This window comes from Larsenimonas rhizosphaerae (assembly GCF_023700005.1).
GTDB classification, from domain to species: domain Bacteria; phylum Pseudomonadota; class Gammaproteobacteria; order Pseudomonadales; family Halomonadaceae; genus Larsenimonas; species Larsenimonas rhizosphaerae.
Genome location: NZ_JAMLJK010000001.1, coordinates 1 through 16,507 on the forward strand (window position 1 = coordinate 1; position 16,507 = coordinate 16,507).

Sequence of the window (16,507 nt, forward strand, 5' to 3'; positions counted from 1 at the left end):
TGCCGACCTGTCAATGTTTTTCTTTTCGATCAATCCTGAAAATCAAAACCAAATCAGTAGGTTGCGCTACTTCAGCTGCCTGGCCGTTTGCGACGTCCCCGGCAGCGGATGCGTACTTTACGCTCGCACTGCCTCGAACACAACCCCTCGAATGAAATTAGTTTGAAACCGGTTTTCGAGCACCGTTTCGGCTGGCTCGTTCTACCAGTGACAGGATGGAATAGTAGGGTATACCGCTGTGCTGACTCAGCCCGATCTCGCAGGTACGAGAATTGGAATACCCTCGCTCGCAGCCGGCCACCGCCTGTTCAAGCCCTTCAAGTGCCGAGGCATTGAGCTCGGGTACCTGAAACCCCTTGTCTCCGGCAAAGCCGCAGCATTCCATGCCTGCCGGCATGACCACCTCACGCGCACAGGCCTGTGCAACTGCCTTGAAGGTATCAGTCAGTCCCATGCGTCGACTTGAACAGGTCACGTGCAGAGCGATGCTTTCATCTACAGGTTCGATGGAGAGGTAGTCCAGTACATGGGCATGAATGAAGACAACAGGTTCGAACAGGGATAACTTGCCATCCAGACGCTCATTCATGCGCGAGACACAGGGCGAGGTATCACACACTACCGGCCAGCGTCCGTTTTCGGTGGCGACCAGCAGCGCCTTGTTGACCTCATCAGCCTTGGCGTTGGCTTCATCAAGATGGCCCTTTGACTGAAAGGCCATACCACAGCACAGCTGATTGAAAGGCTCAGGAACAATCACCTCCATCCCGGCACGTTCAAGCACCTTGAGCGTCAACGCCATGACCGATAATTCCTGCTGCCCTTCTGCCGGGCCAAACATGCGTGTGGCACAGGAAGGAAGATAAACCACCCGCCGCATCCTGCCCGACGACGCTGACGGCAATGTGGTCTCAGCCGGTCGTGGCATGGCCGGAGTCCACAGGGGGAGCTGTTCATGACTCAGATGGCGAGCCTTGAAAGCCAGTCTACTCATGCGTGGAGTACCAATCAGGCGGTGTACACCGTTTACTGCTCCCAGCCCCCAGCGCGCCATGCGCGTGGCCGCGCCAAAATGGCGGCTTAGCGGTGCACTCAGGCGTTGATCTGCACCGTGCTGCTCATGACGCCATGCCCGGATCAGATCTCCGGTATTAATGCCTACCGGACAGCGCGTCTGACACATGCCATCCGCCGCGCAGGTATCAAGGCCGTCGTACTGCCAGCCTTTATCAAGAGCATTTCGCTCTTCGTGGCGCCCCTCCTGCTCCAGCCGTGCCATTTCGCGCCGAACCACAATGCGCTGCCGTGGCGTTAACGTCAGATGGCGTGAAGGACATACCGGCTCACAGAACCCGCATTCTATGCAATGGTCAATCAGGTTGTCTGCTGCCGGCAACGGCTTGAGGTTTTCAAGATGGAGCGTCGCCTTCCGGGTCAGAATCACGTCCGGGTTCAGCAAATTACGCGGATCAAGAAGCGCCTTGATTTCCCACATCAGCTGATAGGCGTCGGCACCCCACTCCCGTTCGACAAAAGGCGCCATGTTACGCCCCGTACCGTGCTCGGCTTTCAGCGAGCCGTCATAACGTTCGCCAACCAGCTGAACCACGTCCTCCATCAGAGCCTCATAGCGCTCGATCTCTCCTGCACGCTCGAAGCCCTGGGGGAAGACAAAATGCAGATTGCCTTCCAGTGCATGCCCAAACAGGATGGCATCCTGATACCCGTGGCGTGCAAAAACATCGGTCAACTGCCGCACACCTTCCTCAAGGTGCTCGATCGGGAAAGCCACATCCTCGATCACCACCGTTGTGCCCTTGTCACGCACGGCACCTACCGCAGGAAACATCCCCTTGCGGATCTTCCAGTACATGCTGTAAGTGGACACATCCCGGGTAAACTCAATGGGCTCGCAGGTCGGCAGACCTTCCAGAGCTGCCATTGCGTCACCCAGCCGCTTATCAAGCTCGACCTCATCGTTGCCACGTACATCAACAAGAAGTGCTGCGGCCCCCTCAGGGAGGCGTTTGAGGCTTTCCGGCAATCCCGGCTGATCCTCGACGCTGCGCAAGGCGGCGCGATCCATCAGCTCCACTGCGGATACAGCCGTAGACTTCAACGCCAGCGTTGCCCGACAGGTAGTAGCCATATCGGGAAAGAAAGCCAATGCTGCTGCCTTCAAGGGCTCATCAACGATCGTTCGATAAGTAATACTGCTTATAAAGCCCAGCGTACCTTCCGAGCCGACCATAAGGTGTTTGAGGATACTGATGCCGTCACTGAAATCCACAAGACTGTTCAGGCTGTAACCCATGGTGTTCTTGAGCCGGTACTTGTGCCGAATACGGTCAGCCAGTGCCGTATTGGCTCGAGTACGCTCCCCCAGCGCTTCCAGTCTGGCAAGAAGCGGGCCATGGCGGCGTCGAAAATCAGCAACGCTGGCGCTGTCGGCAGTATCCAGCACAGTGCCATCGGCCAGCACCATCCGCATATCCTGAACGGTCTGGTAGGTATTATTGGCCGTACCGCAACACATGCCGGAGGCATTGTTGGCAGCAATACCGCCAATCATGCAACTGTCGATCGAAGCCGGATCCGGGCCGATCTTGCGCTGGAAAGGCAACAGCAACTGATTGGCACGTGCACCGATCACCCCTGGCTGCAACGTAATGGCTCGGCCATCATCCAGAATACGGTGTTGCTGCCACGCCCTGCCCAGCTGGATCAGCACGCTATCAGTGATCGCTTGGCCGGAAAGAGAAGTACCCGCCGCACGAAAGGTTACCGAAACCTCATGCGTCGTACAGGCTGCCAATACCGCCTGCAGCTCCCGTTCATTATCCACCCGCACGACCAGCTGCGGAATCAGCCGATAAAAGCTGGCATCCGTGCCATAGGCCAGACGCCGTAGCGGATCGGTAATCAGCCGGGATGAATCAATGACTCCGGACAGGGCTTCAATAACGGCATCGACAGCATGAGCCATGATGAAAGATCACTCCTCAGGACAAATGGGTTACCAGTGGATCCCAGCGCATGGCCAGGCCTGTAAAGACCATTGCCAGCACACCGGATGCCACCAGGTAGTAAAGGGTAGGTATAATGGTCTTGCGTAGAATCTGGCCTTCGCGGTCCAGCAATCCCACCGTGGCCGCGGCAGCCACCACATTGTGAATGGCGATCATGTTGCCTGCAGCAGCACCCACTGCCTGCATTACGATGGTCAACAGCCCAGAGACGCCCAACAGCTCACCGATGCTGAACTGGAACTGGGACAGCATCAGGTTGGATACCGTATTGGACCCGGCAATAAAGGCCCCAAGAGCGCCGACGGACGAAGCAAAGAACGGATAGATTTCTCCCACCCCACCCGCAACCAGATCTGCCATGGCCACCGGCATCGATACCATGTCCGCCGCATTGACGCCGGAGTTGATCAGGATACGCACCATCGGCACCGTAAAGATCAGCACAAATCCCGCGCCCAGCAACGTACTGGAAGACTCCGCCAGTGCAGCCCTGCACTGGTGCCAGCGCATTCGGTGCAATCCCAGCGTTGCCAGTACGACCAGCACCATCACTCCGCCGGGCAGATAGAGAGGAGAAATGGTACTGGAGATACCTTCGACGCCCAGAATATTGGTCCAGCCCATCGACAGCGTACTGACAAACCAGGCCTTGATGTCGGGAAACACGCGCGTCACGACGAGCGCCATCGCCAGCAGCAGGTACGGCAGCCAGGCCAGCCACAGAGGCATGGGACGACTGGCCACATCGTCATAGCGAATCTCGATGTTGCCCTGCCAGGCCGTGGGCCAGTCCGCCATCGCTGGAAACTGCCAGGTCGTCTTTGGCATCAACATGCCGCGTCTGGCGGCCGCAACGCTGATGACCAGACCGACCAGTGAACCAATCAGCGTCGGAAATTCAGGCCCGAGAAATACTCCGGCCAGCGCGTAGGGAATCACAAAGCTGGCGCCGGCAAACAGTGCAAAGGGAGCCACCTCAAGTCCTTCACGCCAACGACGGTTTTTTCCGAAGAATCGGGTCAGCATCATGCTCATCAGAAGTGGCATGAACAAACCGACCACGGCATGGGTCAGGGCAACGCCTGAAGTGATGAGGTGATAAAACACCTCCCAGCTGGACCCTTGCGCTTCAAGCCGGGCACTGATGGCCACCTGATCCAGCCCGCCACTGACACCCACCACGATGGGCGTACCCACGGCACCAAAGGAAACCGGGGTCGACTGAATCATCATGCCCATGACCACGGCAGCCATTCCCGGAAAACCAAGCGCGACCAGCAAGGGAGCAGCGACGGCAGCGGTCGTCCCGAAGCCGGAAGCACCTTCAATGAAACAGCCAAACAGCCAGGCCACGATGATGACCTGAATACGCGGGTCCGGTGAAATGGTGGAGAAGCCGCCGCGAATGGCAGCAATGGCACCGGAATGCTTGAGGGTGTTCAACAGTAGAATGGCGCCGAAAATAATCCAGAGAATCGACGCCGTCAGCAGCAGCCCCTGTATCACGGATGCAGCTATTCGTAATGCACTCATCTGCCAGATGAACAAGGCAATGGCGATGGTGACGGCCAGTACCAGCGGCATGGCACGTCGTGCCGGCCAGTTGAGCCCCAGCAACAGTACGCCCGCCAGCAGCAATGGCGTAAATGCAATGGCATGAATAAAACCATTCCCCATGAGGATGATCCCTTGTCGAAGGCGCATTCAAGCGCTCAAGTTGTCGTTGTTGACGCAGTCGAGATGGGTAGTCGGCAATCCGGCATTTATTGTTGTCATTGATGCATACGACGCTTGTAGTGCCGCAGTACGGTCAAAGCCCTGATCACGACGAACGCTTGTTTGCATTCGCCGATAATATTGGTATTACCAATTTACTTAACAGGATTGCCCACAGTAGGGCGATTTACCGCAGAGGGTCAATGCCGGCAGATTCATTCTTTAGTATCGGCTAAATACGGTATTCGAGGTGTTTTAAACATCCTGAAGATGGAAGGTATTGATAACAGGAAATAAATATAAATTGGTTTTACCAATTTATATTTCCCGGGAAAGAGGGTATTTGACACAATAGCGTTCCTGACTTCCCATTGCGCTGCGCTCGAGAGGCCCCCATGGAGTATCGCCCCGTACGTCAGCCTCGGCTGGCGGATGTCATTACCGAACGACTGGAAGCCATGATGCTCGAGGGCAGCCTGAGTCCCGGCCAGAAACTGCCCCCTGAACGAGAGCTGGCGGAGCAGTTCGGGGTCTCCAGACCATCGCTGAGGGAAGCCATCCAGAAGCTGGCAGCCCGAGGCCTGCTGACCAGCCGCCAGGGGGGAGGCACCTATGTCAGCGACCGGTTGAACAGCCGCTACGATGATCCCCTTCTCGAGATGCTGTCACGTCATGAGGAATTTCATCTGGACCTGCTGGAATTTCGTGACGCCATGGAAGGTATCTCAGCGTACTACGCCGCCCTGCGCTCTACTCCCGCTGACCGTGACAAGCTCAGGGCGTGTTTCGAGGCACTGGAGCACAGCTACCATCACCCGGCGCCGGAAGGCTCCCAGGAAGAAGCGCGCGCGGATGCCTCCTTCCACCTAGCCATCGCGGAAGCCGCCCACAATGTGCTGGTGTTGCATAACATTCGGGGCATCTTTCACCTGCTGGAAAAAAGCATCACCGCCAATCTGGCATACCTGTTTGACAAGCCTGGCAACCGAGACTTTTTAATCAGACAACACAAGCAACTGCTGGATGCCATTCTGGAGGGCCGCGCCGAGGATGCTCGGACCTGCGCCCATGAGCATCTGGTATTTGTGGAGGAAAACCTGCTGGAAATGGAGCGGGCGGACACCCGCGCTCAGCGCGCCATGCGACGCGCCCAGGGCGGTATATCGCGACCTAAAGGCTGATGGTGTGCTGAACCAGTGCAAGAAGAGCCTGCCAGGGAGGCAGCCAGGGTACAAGGGCAGCAAAGGCCAGTAGCATCAGTACGGCCGATGCCGGCTTGGAATAGTCAAACAGCTTGAAGGCTGTACCAAAAGACCGCTTCACGCGGCTGCCTACCAGGTCGATGCTGTAGCACTCATCCAGCAGAAGGTGCACGCACACGCCGATAAACAGGGCCAGACCATAACACCAGGATTGAGCTGGCGGCTGGGCAAAAAGCTGAAAACTCAGCGCGGCCACACTGCAACCGCTGACGCCACCGGCAAGCAATGAGTGCCAGATCCCGCGATGTACCGAAAAGCGCTTGAAGACACGGCTTGCCAGATAGCGTACTCCGACAAAGGTCAGCACGGCAGCGCCGAGCAGCCACGATGTTTGCAGGTGGGGCTGATACATCACCACCATGATTACCACACACAGAATGGCCAGCACAGTGAACATCAACCTCACCGCATGGGAATTATCGGCGTCAATGTCCGGCAGAATGCCACCCAACGCCACCAGACCTGCCACGGTAAAGGCGCTGGTCCAGGGCCACAGGGCGGCCTGATAACCGAGTCCCGCTGTCACGACACCGGCTACCGTTGCTACTCCGAGATGCGTATTGAAATTGGCCATGCCGTCGCCATACTGGATAAAAACACAAGTATGACGCAAAAAATGCAGTGCCAACAATAGGTTGGCACTGCATTTGACGGGTTAGTGATCCGTTTCGGCGAGGAAATCATCCTTGAGCCTGACATAATTGCCGGCGGAGTAGTCAAAGAAGGCATATTCAGCCTCCTTCAGAGGTCTCAATGCCTTGACCGGATTGCCGGCATAGACATAACCGCTTTCCAGACGCTTGCCGGGAGGAACCATTGCTCCCGCTGCAATCAGTACATCGCTTTCAACCACCACGCCGTCGAGCACAACAGCCCCCATGCCGACCAGTACCCGGTCATGAATGGTGCAGCCATGCAGCACGGCCCGATGCCCGACAGTCACGTCACTGCCGATCAACAGAGGATAACCGTCCGGGTTGTAATCGCTGGCATGGGTAATATGCAGCACGGCGCCATCCTGAATACTGGTGCGCGCTCCGATACGAATATGATGCATGTCGCCACGAATCACGGCTGTCGGCCAGACCGATGTATCATCGCCCAGCGTTACATCACCAATCACGACGCTGGCCTCGTCGATGAATACGCGTTCACCGCATACCGGCGTTGTGCCCTTGAAACTGCGTATGGTCATACCACTCTCCCTGTTCATGTTCAGACAGCATCACCCCTGATGCCACAAGGAACTGATCAACACGATGATCACCAGGGGAATGGAAATCCATCGCGTCACCCAAAGCCACCCGCGGCACAGTGTAGTACTCGCCCCCAGAGCATCAAAGGCTCGCTGCCGATCCATGATCCAGGTCGCAAAGATGGCAATCAGCACACCGCCCAACGGCAGGAAGATATCCGTCGGGATCGATGTCACCAGATCAAAAAACGTCTTGCCTTCAAGAGGCGTCCAGTCGGCCAGGCTTGAAAAGGACAGTGCCGAAGGCAGACCCATCAGCCAGACGCCGACCCCGATCAGCAGGGCTGCCACCCCACGCTTGAGCCCGGCGGACTGAAGCATCGCAACCATCGGTTCGGCCAGATTGATCGAGGATGTCCAGGTTGCCATGGCCAGCAGCAGAAAGAAGCCACCCAGCCAGATATTGCCCCCCGGTAAATCCGCCAGCGCAATAGGCAGGGTAACGAACATCAGGCCCGGACCCGAGGCTGGATCCATTCCCTGGGAAAACACGATGGAAAAAATGGCAATTCCCGACAGCAATGCCACCAGAATATCCAGACATGCAACAGCGATGACTGCCGTCGGCAGACTCTGACGGTCCGGCATGTAGGCGCCATACGCCATCAGTGCACACGCCCCGATAGCCAGAGTGAAAAACGCATGCCCCATGGCATTGAGAACCACGGTTATATCGATCGCGGCAGGGTTGGGCGTAAACAGCCAGGCCAGTGCCGTGGTAAAGCCACTCGTGGTAGCCCCGTAGCCCACCAGAACGAACAGCAACAGATACAACAGCGGCATCAACAGGTTATTGAGCTTTTCAAGCCCGCTGCCGATGCCCGCAGCGACCACGGACATGGTCAGAAGCATGAACAGCGTATGATTGAAAATGACCTTGAACGGGTCTGCCAGGAAGGTATTGAAGGATCCGCCAATCTCTGCCGGTGACATACCGGTGAAATTCCCGCCAAGCGCATCAAACATGTACTCGAAGGACCACCCGGAGACCACCGAATAAAAGGACAGAATGAAGAAGACGGTGGCCGCGCCCATCAGACCTATCAACCGCCAGTGCCTGGAGTGGCCATTCTCCAGGGCCAGATGGCTCAGCGCCTGCATCGGTGTACGCCGACCGGCGCGCCCGACAAGAATTTCAGCCATCATGACCGGCAATCCCAACAGCAGTACAAATATCACGTACAGCATCAGAAAGGCCGAGCCGCCGTTCTCACCGGTCATGTATGGAAACCGCCAGATATTACCAAGCCCTACAGCCGCCCCGGTCATGGCCATGATAAAGGCGCGCCGTGATCCCCAGCGTTCAGCCACTTCACTCATTGAATATCTTCCTTGCCTGCCGCGCGGTCGGCGCAGGTATTAAATTCCGGCAGCGATTGAAACCATCACCCGCTACCCTCATTGTCTATCAGTATATCTTTTCGCAGGCAACGAGGTCTTTCATGTCCGACAATCCATTGCTGGAACCCCATGTCCTTCCGCCGTTCAAATCGATCGAGCCGGAACATATCGAACCCGCCGTGGATACATTGATCCAGGAGAACAAGGCAGAGATCGAACGGCTGGTCGAACAGGGCGATTACAGCTGGGACGGGCTGGCGCAACCACTTGAGGCACTGGGTGACCGACTGTCTCAGGCCTGGTCACCGGTATCGCACCTGAATGCCACGATGAACTCTACTGCACTGCGCGAGGCCTACCAGGGCTGCCTGTCAAAACTATCGGCATACGGCACCTGGATCGGCCAGCATGAAGGGCTGTTCAAGGCCTATCAAGCCCTGAAGGACAGCGACGAATTTACCCGGCTAAGCCAGGCACAACAGACAGCCATCAATCATACGCTGCGCGACTTCAGACTGGCCGGTGTTGATCTTCCTTCCGCTGAAAAACAGCGCTTTGGCGATATTCAGGCACGACTCGCCGAACTGGCCAACACCTTTTCCAACCACGTGCTTGATGCCACTCAGGCCTGGTCGATGGACCTTGAAGATGCATCAAGGCTTTCCGGTATACCGGAAAGCGGACTGGATGCACTTCGAGCCAATGCTGAAGCCAAGGAAAGAACCGGTTACCGAATCACTCTGGATTTTCCGAGCTTTTACCCGGTCATTACCTACGCTGATGACCGGGACCTGCGCGAAACCGTATATACCGCATTCACTACACGTGCCTCCGAGCTTGGCCCGAATGCCGGCGAGTTCGATAACTCGGCCATCATGAGCGATATCGTCCGCCTGCGTCAGGAGCTGGCTGGCATGCTCGGGTTTGATACCTACGCAGATTATTCCCTCTACACCAAGATGGCTGACTCCCCACGCCAGGTAATGGATTTCCTGCTGGATCTGGCCGAGAAGGCAATCCCCCAGGCCCAGGAAGACATGGCCACGCTGCGTCAGTACGCTCTGGATGAATTGAATATCGAACATCTACAACCCTGGGATGTCGGGTATGTCAGTGAAAAGCTGCGCCAGGACCGGTATGCCATTTCCCAGGAAGAGCTTCGCCCTTACTTCCCGGCCCCCCAGGCGGTAGCGGGCCTTTTCAGGGTCACGGAAAAACTGTACGGGCTGAGTTTCAGCGAGCGCGACGATGTTCCCATCTGGCACCCCGATGTACGGTATTTCGACATTCTGGAAAACGACCAGCCGATTGCCGGTTTCTATCTGGACCTTTACGCCCGGGAAGGCAAGCGTGGTGGCGCCTGGATGGGTGAATGCCGTGTACGACGCACCCTGGCTGATGGCAGCCTGCAATTGCCCGTGGCCTATCTGACCTGCAACTTTACCCGGCCGGTAGGCAGCAAACCGGCCCTGCTGACCCATGACGAAGTACTGACCCTGTTCCATGAGTTTGGCCATGGGTTACATCACATGCTGACTCGCCAGAATGTGGCCGATGTGTCAGGCATCAACGGTGTGGCCTGGGATGCTGTCGAACTTCCCAGTCAGTTCATGGAAAACTTCTGCTGGGAACGTGAAGGGCTGGACATGATTGCCTCTCATGTCGATACCGGCGAACCGCTTCCAGACGATCTGTTCGATAAGCTGCAGGCCGCTCGCAACTTCCAGTCAGCCATGCAAATGGCTCGCCAGCTGGAATTTTCGTTGTTTGATCTGCAACTGCATCATGAGCACGATGCACCGTCTGCCGAGGGCATCCAGGCACTGCTTGATCATGTTCGCGATCAGGTCAGCGTAACGCCACGGGTGGACTTCAATCGCTTCCAGCACAGCTTCAGCCATATCTTCGCTGGCGGCTATGCGGCCGGTTACTACAGCTATAAATGGGCCGAAGTGCTGTCGGCAGATGCATTTGCCGCATTTGAAGAAGCCGGCATCTTTGATGCGGACACCGGCCGTCGTTTCAAGGAAAATATTCTGGAAATGGGTGGTTCACGTGATGCAGCCGAGCTGTTTGAGGCATTCCGGGGTCGGCCACCCAGCATAGACGCACTGCTGCGTCATACGGGTATTACCCCGCGCGACGCGGCATGACACCTTGCACGGGCCGACCTGTCAGGCCCGCTTGCTGACTTTCTGGAGACCGTATGACTGCAACGCCCAAACGGTTCATTGCCGGCGCCATCTGCCCTCGCTGCGCCGCAATGGATCGAATACGCAGCTGGGAAAATGAGGGTGTGCTATATCGGGAATGCGTCAGCTGCGACTTCTTCGAGCAACTGCCTGTGGAAGATACCAGTAGCCCGGAAATAGAGACACGCGTCAATCAGCCCCGGGAAACGCCGGCTGATGACACGATCCAGACAGTCAGGATCATCACCCCGCCCGACCGCTGAACAACCGGGTGTGGACAAGTTCAGCCGGTGAATAAAAAACGGCGCCCGGATCAATTCCGAGGCGCCGTTTTTTCAAGGGGCATCATGGGTCATCTGACGACACCACATGCCCAGCGGGCTCCCCCGCCCCCAAGCTTTGGTGGCTCACCGTAGGTATCTCCCCCTTCATGAATGATGAGGGCGTGTCCCGACAGATCACTTTCCCTTAGCCGCGGCGCCAGCACAGGCGTTGCTGCATTGCCCCTGGCATCTGCCATCAGTACCGGCAGATCCCCAAGATGACTTTCCTTCACATAAGGTCCGGCGTGAAGCCCATTACCTGCCGGATCAAAGTGCCCCCCTGCGGCACCGCCCGGGGTGGTCTTGCCTTCCGAGACCGATGGCTGGCAACTGGAGTTCTGATGTAGATGAAAGCCGTGCATCGAGCCTGCAGGAAGCCCGTGAATATCAGGAGTGATCAGAAGCCCATAGTCAGTATCCTTGAACGTGACCGCTCCGACCGCCTCTGAAGTGCCCTGATCCGTTAGTCTGTTCATGTCAACGCTGACGTCAGCCAGCGCCGGCAGGCTACCCAGCGCCAGCGCAAGACCCAGCCATTTTGCCCTGTTCATGTTCTTCTCCTGTATCACGTCGTACGCTAACGCTAGTCAGAAGAAGCAAAAAACGCGAGCACAGGACTCAGGACTCAAGACGCAATTCATCAATGATGTTCAGGCTGGGTTCGGCCTGGTTAAGCGTATAGAAATGAAGCCCTGGTGCACCGCCATCGATCAACTGCTGGCACAGGCCTGTAACGACCTCATGGCCGAACGCCTGCAGGCTGGCGCTATCATCACCATAGGAGGCCAGCTGCCGGCGCATCCAGCGCGGGATATCCGCGCCGCACATTTCCGAAAAACGAGCCAGTTTGGAGTAGTTGGTAATAGGCATGATGCCAGGCACGATTGGAATATCTACCCCGTGGGCCCGCACTCGATCAACGAAATGAAAATAGGCATCGGCATTGAAGAAATACTGGGTAATGGCCATATCGGCCCCGGCCTTGACCTTGTCGACAAAATGACCGATGTCACGCTCAAGATGTTCAGCCTGCGGATGACACTCTGGGTAGGCTGCCACCGAAAGCTTGAAATGATCGCCGGTTTCCTCACGGATGAAGGAAATCAGATCGGAGGCATACCGAAATTCTCCGCCGCCCATCGACCCGGAAGGCATGTCACCTCGCAGGGCCACGATGCGCTCGACGCCCTCTTCACGATACAGATGCAGCATATCGCGCACGGCGCTGCGATCACTCAGAACGCAGGACAGATGCGGTGCAGTGTCAATGCCGCTTTGACGCACAGAAGCCACTGTATTGAAGGTCTTGTCTCGTGTAGAGCCGCCGGCACCGAAGGTCACGGAGAAGAAGTGCGGTGAACGAGCGGCCAGCTTGTCCCGCACCAGCTGCAGTTTCTGATCACCCGATTCCGTACGCGGGGGAAAGAATTCAAAGCTGATACTGTGAGAGGAGGCAGTCGTCATGGCACGGTCTCTTGAAACAGGGATGGCGACACAAGTGTCGAGTCAGTCAGCGTAGTGTGCCTAACTCCTTGCCAGGAAACGAATGAATGTTTCTGGGCACCAACATTAATTCGATTCATACAGATACCTGAACAATGTCTCAGACCGCTTTACTGCCCGAGAAGACAGGCGCAGTCGCGAGTATATTCAACTCGTAATCAATCAAGTGAAGTTCACCATCATGCGTTTCAACCAGCCCCGTGCAGTGTTCAACCCAGTCACCACAGTTCGCATAAAGGTACCCTTCATGCTCACGCAGGCTGGGAAGGTGGATATGACCGCCCATGTAGCCGAACGTTTTCTCGCTTCGGGCTCGCTCAAGCGCCGCCGTTTCAAATACATTGATATAGCGTTTGGTACGCTCGGAACGTCGCTTGATCGCCGCCGAGAGTGACCAGTAGGGCAGATTGAACCGCTCACGGGTTTGCGTAATCCAGCGATTGATCACGCGAAGCCCGTTCAGCATCCTGCTGCCCAGTTGGTGCAGCCAGGGGGCTACGGCCTCATGCATCTGATCATCAAACTCATCGCCATGAGCGATCAAAAGAGGCCGACCGTCTTTCAGGGTATGGAAGTACTCCTGCTCGATACGGATATTGAAGATTTCAGTGCCGCATAAACGTCGGAAGGACGCGTCATGGTTGCCTGGAATATAAATGACCTGACAGTCCCCCCCGGCAATATCAATAATGCGAGAGATCAGCGACTGCTGGGCAGTGGTCAGTACTGCCCGCCGGCGCATCGCGATCAGATCAAACACATCGCCTACCAGAAAGAGCCGCGTCGGCGTCACGATATCCAGCAATGACAACAGTCGAGAGGCCTGACAATCCGGCGTTCCCAGATGCAAATCGGAAATGAACAGGGTCTCGACGCATTCGGTATTCAACGTCATTAATGCTTGTCCTTTGTTTCAACTTCAAAGAGCAAAAAACAACCTCTGAGCCACAGGTTGTTCTCGTTGTTTCCTGTTCAATGTAGCTGCGTCAATTTTACACGGCGACATGATGATTCTGCCTGTTACGAGCATCTATGCTCTGAAGACAACGTCCCACTACGGCATCCGACGTTCAAACCCAGGAGGCACCATGTCACCGAGCAAGCCGATACCCCGCGTTTTCATCAGCCCTTCACGCTATGTACAGGGCCCAGGCATTCTCCTCGACAGCGCTGACCACCTCAAGAAAATAGGGCAGCGTCACCTCATCATTGCCGATGAGTTTGTCTGGAACATGACCGGTAACGCTCTGATGAGACACCTTGATCAGGCCGATATTCATGCCCACCACGAAATATTCAATGGTGAGGCTTCCGCTGGAGAAATCACGCGACTGGGCAAGCTGGCCGAACGGTTTGATGCCGATGTCATTGTCGGGCTGGGCGGCGGAAAGACACTCGATACCGCCAAGGCAGTGGCCGATGATATCGGCAGTGCCTGTGCCATCTTTCCGACTACCGCATCCACTGATGCACCCACCAGTGCATTGTCAGTGATCTATGACGATCAAGGGCAATTCGACCGCTACCGTTTCTATGACAAGAACCCCGATCTTGTACTGGTCGATACCGGGATCATTGCCAAGGCGCCTCCTCGCTTTTTGGCCTCCGGCATTGCCGATGCCATGGCTACCTGGGTTGAAGCACGATCCGCCATCGCTGCCAATGCCATTACCATGGCTGGCGGTCACTCCACTTTACTCGGTGCCGCCATCGGCGAAACCTGTGAAAAGACCTTGTTTACCTATGCACGTCAGGCTTATCAGGCCAATCAGGCGGGCATTGTGACCCCTGCCTTCGAGGCCGTTGTCGAAGCCAATACCCTATTAAGCGGCCTCGGCTTTGAAAGCGGCGGCCTGGCCTGCGCACATGCCATTCATAACGGCTTCACGGCGCTCAAGGGCGACATTCACCACCTGACACATGGCGAAAAGGTGGCCTACGGCACCTTGTCCCAGCTCATGCTGCTGGGCACACCGGACAGCGAGTTTGAACGATATCTCGCACTTTATATCGAGTTGGGGCTGCCGGTGACCCTGGATGCGCTGTCGCTCAGTGCCGACGATACCGAGTCGCTGACCGCTGTTGCTACTGCTGCGCTCAAGGAAGGCGAGACCAGCCACAACCTCGCGTTCGAGCCCACCCCTGACATGGTGGTCAGCGCCATGATTGCTGTCGATCAGTACACTCGACACTACAAGGCACGCCATCACCTGTAGCCCAAAACGAAAAATGCCGCCCCGAAGGGCGGCATTGTCATCATGCTGTTTGTGGTTCAGACATCATGAAAGGCAGATATCAATAACGATACTCATCGGGCTTGAACGGGCCTTCCTGCGGCACGCCAAGATAATCTGCCTGTTTGGAGGTCATTTTAGTCAGCACACCACCAAAACCTTCCACCATATAGCGTGCCACTTCCTCATCAAGCTGCTTGGGAAGTACTTCAACCGTGATGCGCTCAGCACGCGCTCCCTGCTCGAGATCAGCAAACTTACGCTCGAACAGATGAATCTGTGCCAGTACCTGGTCAGCAAAGGAGCCATCCATGACACGAGACGGATGACCTGTCGCGTTGCCCAGGTTGACCAGACGCCCTTCGGAAAGCAGCAACAGGTAGTCGCTACTGGTCGGATCAAAGTTATCCTGTGAGCCATCACGATAAATCTTGTGGACCTGTGGCTTCACTTCTTCCCAGCCCCAGTTGGCGCGCATGAAGGCCGTATCGATTTCGTTGTCGAAGTGGCCGATGTTGCAGACTACGGCTCCTTTCTTCAGCGCTTTCAGCATGCCGGCATCACAGACATTGACGTTGCCGGTCGTTGTGACCACCAGATCAATCCTGCCCATCAGTGCCTTGTCGACAGACTCGCCATTCTCATCGTTGTTGCCGTCAACATAAGGAGAGACAACTTCGTAGCCGTCCATGCAGGCCTGCATGGCACAGATCGGGTCGATCTCGGAGACCTTGACGATCATGCCTTCGTTACGAAGCCCTGCCGCAGAGCCCTTGCCTACATCACCGTAGCCGATCACCAGCGCCTGCTTGCCGGAGAGCAGATGGTCCAGCGCACGTTTGATCGCATCGCTCAGGGAATGACGGCAGCCGTACTTGTTATCGTTCTTGGACTTGGTGACCGAGTCATTGACGTTGATGGCCGGCACCTTGAGCGTGCCTTTTTTCATCATATCGATCAGACGGTGAACGCCCGTGGTGGTTTCTTCACTGATGCCGTGAATATCGTCGAGCAGCTGCGGGTACTTGTCATGCAGAAGCTCTGTCAGATCGCCCCCGTCGTCCAGCACCATGTTGGGCTTCCAGCCATCCGGGCCTTCCACGGTCTGTTCGATGCACCACCAGAATTCGTCCTCGGTTTCGCCTTTCCAGGCAAAGACAGGAATGCCTGCCGCGGCAATGGCTGCCGCCGCCTGATCCTGAGTCGAAAAGATGTTGCAGGAAGACCAGCGTACGCTGGCACCCAACTCGATCAGGGTTTCAATCAGTACGGCTGTCTGGATGGTCATATGGATACAGCCGGCGATCCGGGCATCCTTGAGCGGTTGTTCGGCACGGTATTTTTCGCGAATCTTCATCAACGCCGGCATTTCGGTTTCGGCGATGCGAATCTCGCGACGTCCCCAGTCCGCCAGCGACATGTCAGCAACCTTGAAGTCACCCTGTGATGCCGTGTCATACGCCATTGCGCACATACTTGTCTCCATTCATATCGAATGGGCGCCGTTGACAGTGGTAGACGAACCTCTCGAGCCTCGCGGTTTGACCGCTGCAGCGCCCCTCGAGCGGTACAGAAAAAATCGTCCATTAATCAGGCATCTACTACCCGAACGGAACGAGATAACAGTATAACGAAGATCAATGATTTACCGA

At 56.3% G+C, this 16,507-nt stretch carries 13 protein-coding genes and 1 riboswitch; of the genes, 4 read left to right on the plus strand and 9 right to left on the minus strand.

What is annotated here, in order from left to right; genetic code table 11:
* Positions 1-157 precede the first annotated feature (157 nt).
* Together NAT21_RS00005 and NAT21_RS00010 are read right to left on the minus strand one after the other, a co-directional pair.
* On the minus strand, positions 158-2,986 hold the full coding sequence (locus NAT21_RS00005) for an FAD-binding and (Fe-S)-binding domain-containing protein (RefSeq protein ID WP_250934643.1): 2,829 nt from the start codon (positions 2,984-2,986) through the stop codon (positions 158-160).
* 16 nt (positions 2,987-3,002) lie between these two features.
* Positions 3,003-4,706 (minus strand): L-lactate permease, encoded by a 1,704-nt coding sequence (locus NAT21_RS00010; protein ID WP_250934645.1) that lies wholly within the window; start codon positions 4,704-4,706, stop codon positions 3,003-3,005.
* A gap of 434 nt (positions 4,707-5,140) precedes the next feature.
* On the opposite strand from NAT21_RS00010, the gene NAT21_RS00015 reads away from it, so the two are divergent.
* Entirely contained in the window at positions 5,141-5,926 is a 786-nt protein-coding gene (locus NAT21_RS00015; RefSeq protein WP_250934647.1) for a GntR family transcriptional regulator, read from the plus strand.
* Here NAT21_RS00015 and NAT21_RS00020 read toward each other — a convergent pair.
* The 3 genes from NAT21_RS00020 to NAT21_RS00030 form a co-directional block, all read right to left on the minus strand.
* The gene (locus NAT21_RS00020; RefSeq protein WP_250934649.1) at positions 5,916-6,581 is read right to left on the minus strand and encodes a metal-dependent hydrolase; all 666 of its coding nucleotides are present in this window, start codon (positions 6,579-6,581) and stop codon (positions 5,916-5,918) included. The genes NAT21_RS00015 and NAT21_RS00020 overlap by 11 nt on opposite strands.
* An 81-nt stretch (positions 6,582-6,662) precedes the next feature.
* Positions 6,663-7,202, minus strand: a complete 540-nt coding sequence (locus NAT21_RS00025) for a gamma carbonic anhydrase family protein (protein WP_250934651.1) — start codon at positions 7,200-7,202, stop codon at positions 6,663-6,665.
* Positions 7,203-7,232: 30 nt separating this feature from the next.
* A complete protein-coding gene (locus tag NAT21_RS00030; RefSeq protein WP_250934654.1) occupies positions 7,233-8,582 on the minus strand; it encodes a sodium-dependent transporter in 1,350 nt (449 codons plus the stop codon).
* A gap of 122 nt (positions 8,583-8,704) precedes the next feature.
* Between NAT21_RS00030 and prlC the strand changes: the two genes are divergently transcribed.
* Positions 8,705-10,756, plus strand: coding sequence for an oligopeptidase A (prlC, locus tag NAT21_RS00035; RefSeq protein WP_250934656.1), 2,052 nt, complete (start codon positions 8,705-8,707; stop codon positions 10,754-10,756).
* Between the two features lie 53 nt (positions 10,757-10,809).
* Positions 10,810-11,058, plus strand: coding sequence for a YheV family putative zinc ribbon protein (locus tag NAT21_RS00040; protein ID WP_250934658.1), 249 nt, complete (start codon positions 10,810-10,812; stop codon positions 11,056-11,058).
* A gap of 89 nt (positions 11,059-11,147) precedes the next feature.
* On the opposite strand, the gene NAT21_RS00045 is transcribed toward NAT21_RS00040, so the two are convergent.
* The 3 genes from NAT21_RS00045 to NAT21_RS00055 all read right to left on the minus strand — a co-directional run bounded on the left by NAT21_RS00045 (position 11,148) and on the right by NAT21_RS00055 (position 13,516).
* Positions 11,148-11,669, minus strand: coding sequence for a superoxide dismutase family protein (locus NAT21_RS00045; protein ID WP_250934660.1), 522 nt, complete (start codon positions 11,667-11,669; stop codon positions 11,148-11,150).
* Between the two features lie 67 nt (positions 11,670-11,736).
* Positions 11,737-12,582 (minus strand): methylenetetrahydrofolate reductase [NAD(P)H], encoded by an 846-nt coding sequence (gene metF / locus NAT21_RS00050; RefSeq protein ID WP_250934662.1) that lies wholly within the window; start codon positions 12,580-12,582, stop codon positions 11,737-11,739.
* A gap of 139 nt (positions 12,583-12,721) precedes the next feature.
* Positions 12,722-13,516 carry a UDP-2,3-diacylglucosamine diphosphatase gene (locus NAT21_RS00055; RefSeq protein WP_250934664.1) on the minus strand — a complete coding sequence of 265 codons (795 nt, stop codon included), beginning with the start codon at positions 13,514-13,516 and terminating at the stop codon, positions 12,722-12,724.
* A 193-nt stretch (positions 13,517-13,709) separates the two neighbouring features.
* Between NAT21_RS00055 and NAT21_RS00060 the strand changes: the two genes are divergently transcribed.
* On the plus strand, positions 13,710-14,837 hold the full coding sequence (locus NAT21_RS00060) for a glycerol dehydrogenase (protein WP_250934666.1): 1,128 nt from the start codon (positions 13,710-13,712) through the stop codon (positions 14,835-14,837).
* 79 nt (positions 14,838-14,916) lie between these two features.
* Here the strand turns inward: NAT21_RS00060 and ahcY are convergent, their stop codons facing one another.
* Positions 14,917-16,329, minus strand: a complete 1,413-nt coding sequence (gene ahcY, locus NAT21_RS00065) for an adenosylhomocysteinase (RefSeq protein ID WP_250934668.1) — start codon at positions 16,327-16,329, stop codon at positions 14,917-14,919.
* Positions 16,330-16,345: 16 nt separating this feature from the next.
* Positions 16,346-16,423: riboswitch (S-adenosyl-L-homocysteine riboswitch) on the minus strand.
* Positions 16,424-16,507 lie beyond the last annotated feature (84 nt).

Coding starts and splice junctions, on each gene's coding strand:
- NAT21_RS00005 (WP_250934643.1), bottom strand. CDS start 2,986: ATGGCTCATGCTGTCGATGCCGTTATTGAAGCCCTGTCCGGAGTCATT.
- NAT21_RS00010 (WP_250934645.1), bottom strand. CDS start 4,706: ATGGGGAATGGTTTTATTCATGCCATTGCATTTACGCCATTGCTGCTG.
- NAT21_RS00015 (WP_250934647.1), top strand. CDS start 5,141: ATGGAGTATCGCCCCGTACGTCAGCCTCGGCTGGCGGATGTCATTACC.
- NAT21_RS00020 (WP_250934649.1), bottom strand. CDS start 6,581: ATGGCCAATTTCAATACGCATCTCGGAGTAGCAACGGTAGCCGGTGTC.
- NAT21_RS00025 (WP_250934651.1), bottom strand. CDS start 7,202: ATGACCATACGCAGTTTCAAGGGCACAACGCCGGTATGCGGTGAACGC.
- NAT21_RS00030 (WP_250934654.1), bottom strand. CDS start 8,582: ATGAGTGAAGTGGCTGAACGCTGGGGATCACGGCGCGCCTTTATCATG.
- prlC (WP_250934656.1), top strand. CDS start 8,705: ATGTCCGACAATCCATTGCTGGAACCCCATGTCCTTCCGCCGTTCAAA.
- NAT21_RS00040 (WP_250934658.1), top strand. CDS start 10,810: ATGACTGCAACGCCCAAACGGTTCATTGCCGGCGCCATCTGCCCTCGC.
- NAT21_RS00045 (WP_250934660.1), bottom strand. CDS start 11,669: ATGAACAGGGCAAAATGGCTGGGTCTTGCGCTGGCGCTGGGTAGCCTG.
- metF (WP_250934662.1), bottom strand. CDS start 12,582: ATGACGACTGCCTCCTCTCACAGTATCAGCTTTGAATTCTTTCCCCCG.
- NAT21_RS00055 (WP_250934664.1), bottom strand. CDS start 13,516: ATGACGTTGAATACCGAATGCGTCGAGACCCTGTTCATTTCCGATTTG.
- NAT21_RS00060 (WP_250934666.1), top strand. CDS start 13,710: ATGTCACCGAGCAAGCCGATACCCCGCGTTTTCATCAGCCCTTCACGC.
- ahcY (WP_250934668.1), bottom strand. CDS start 16,329: ATGTGCGCAATGGCGTATGACACGGCATCACAGGGTGACTTCAAGGTT.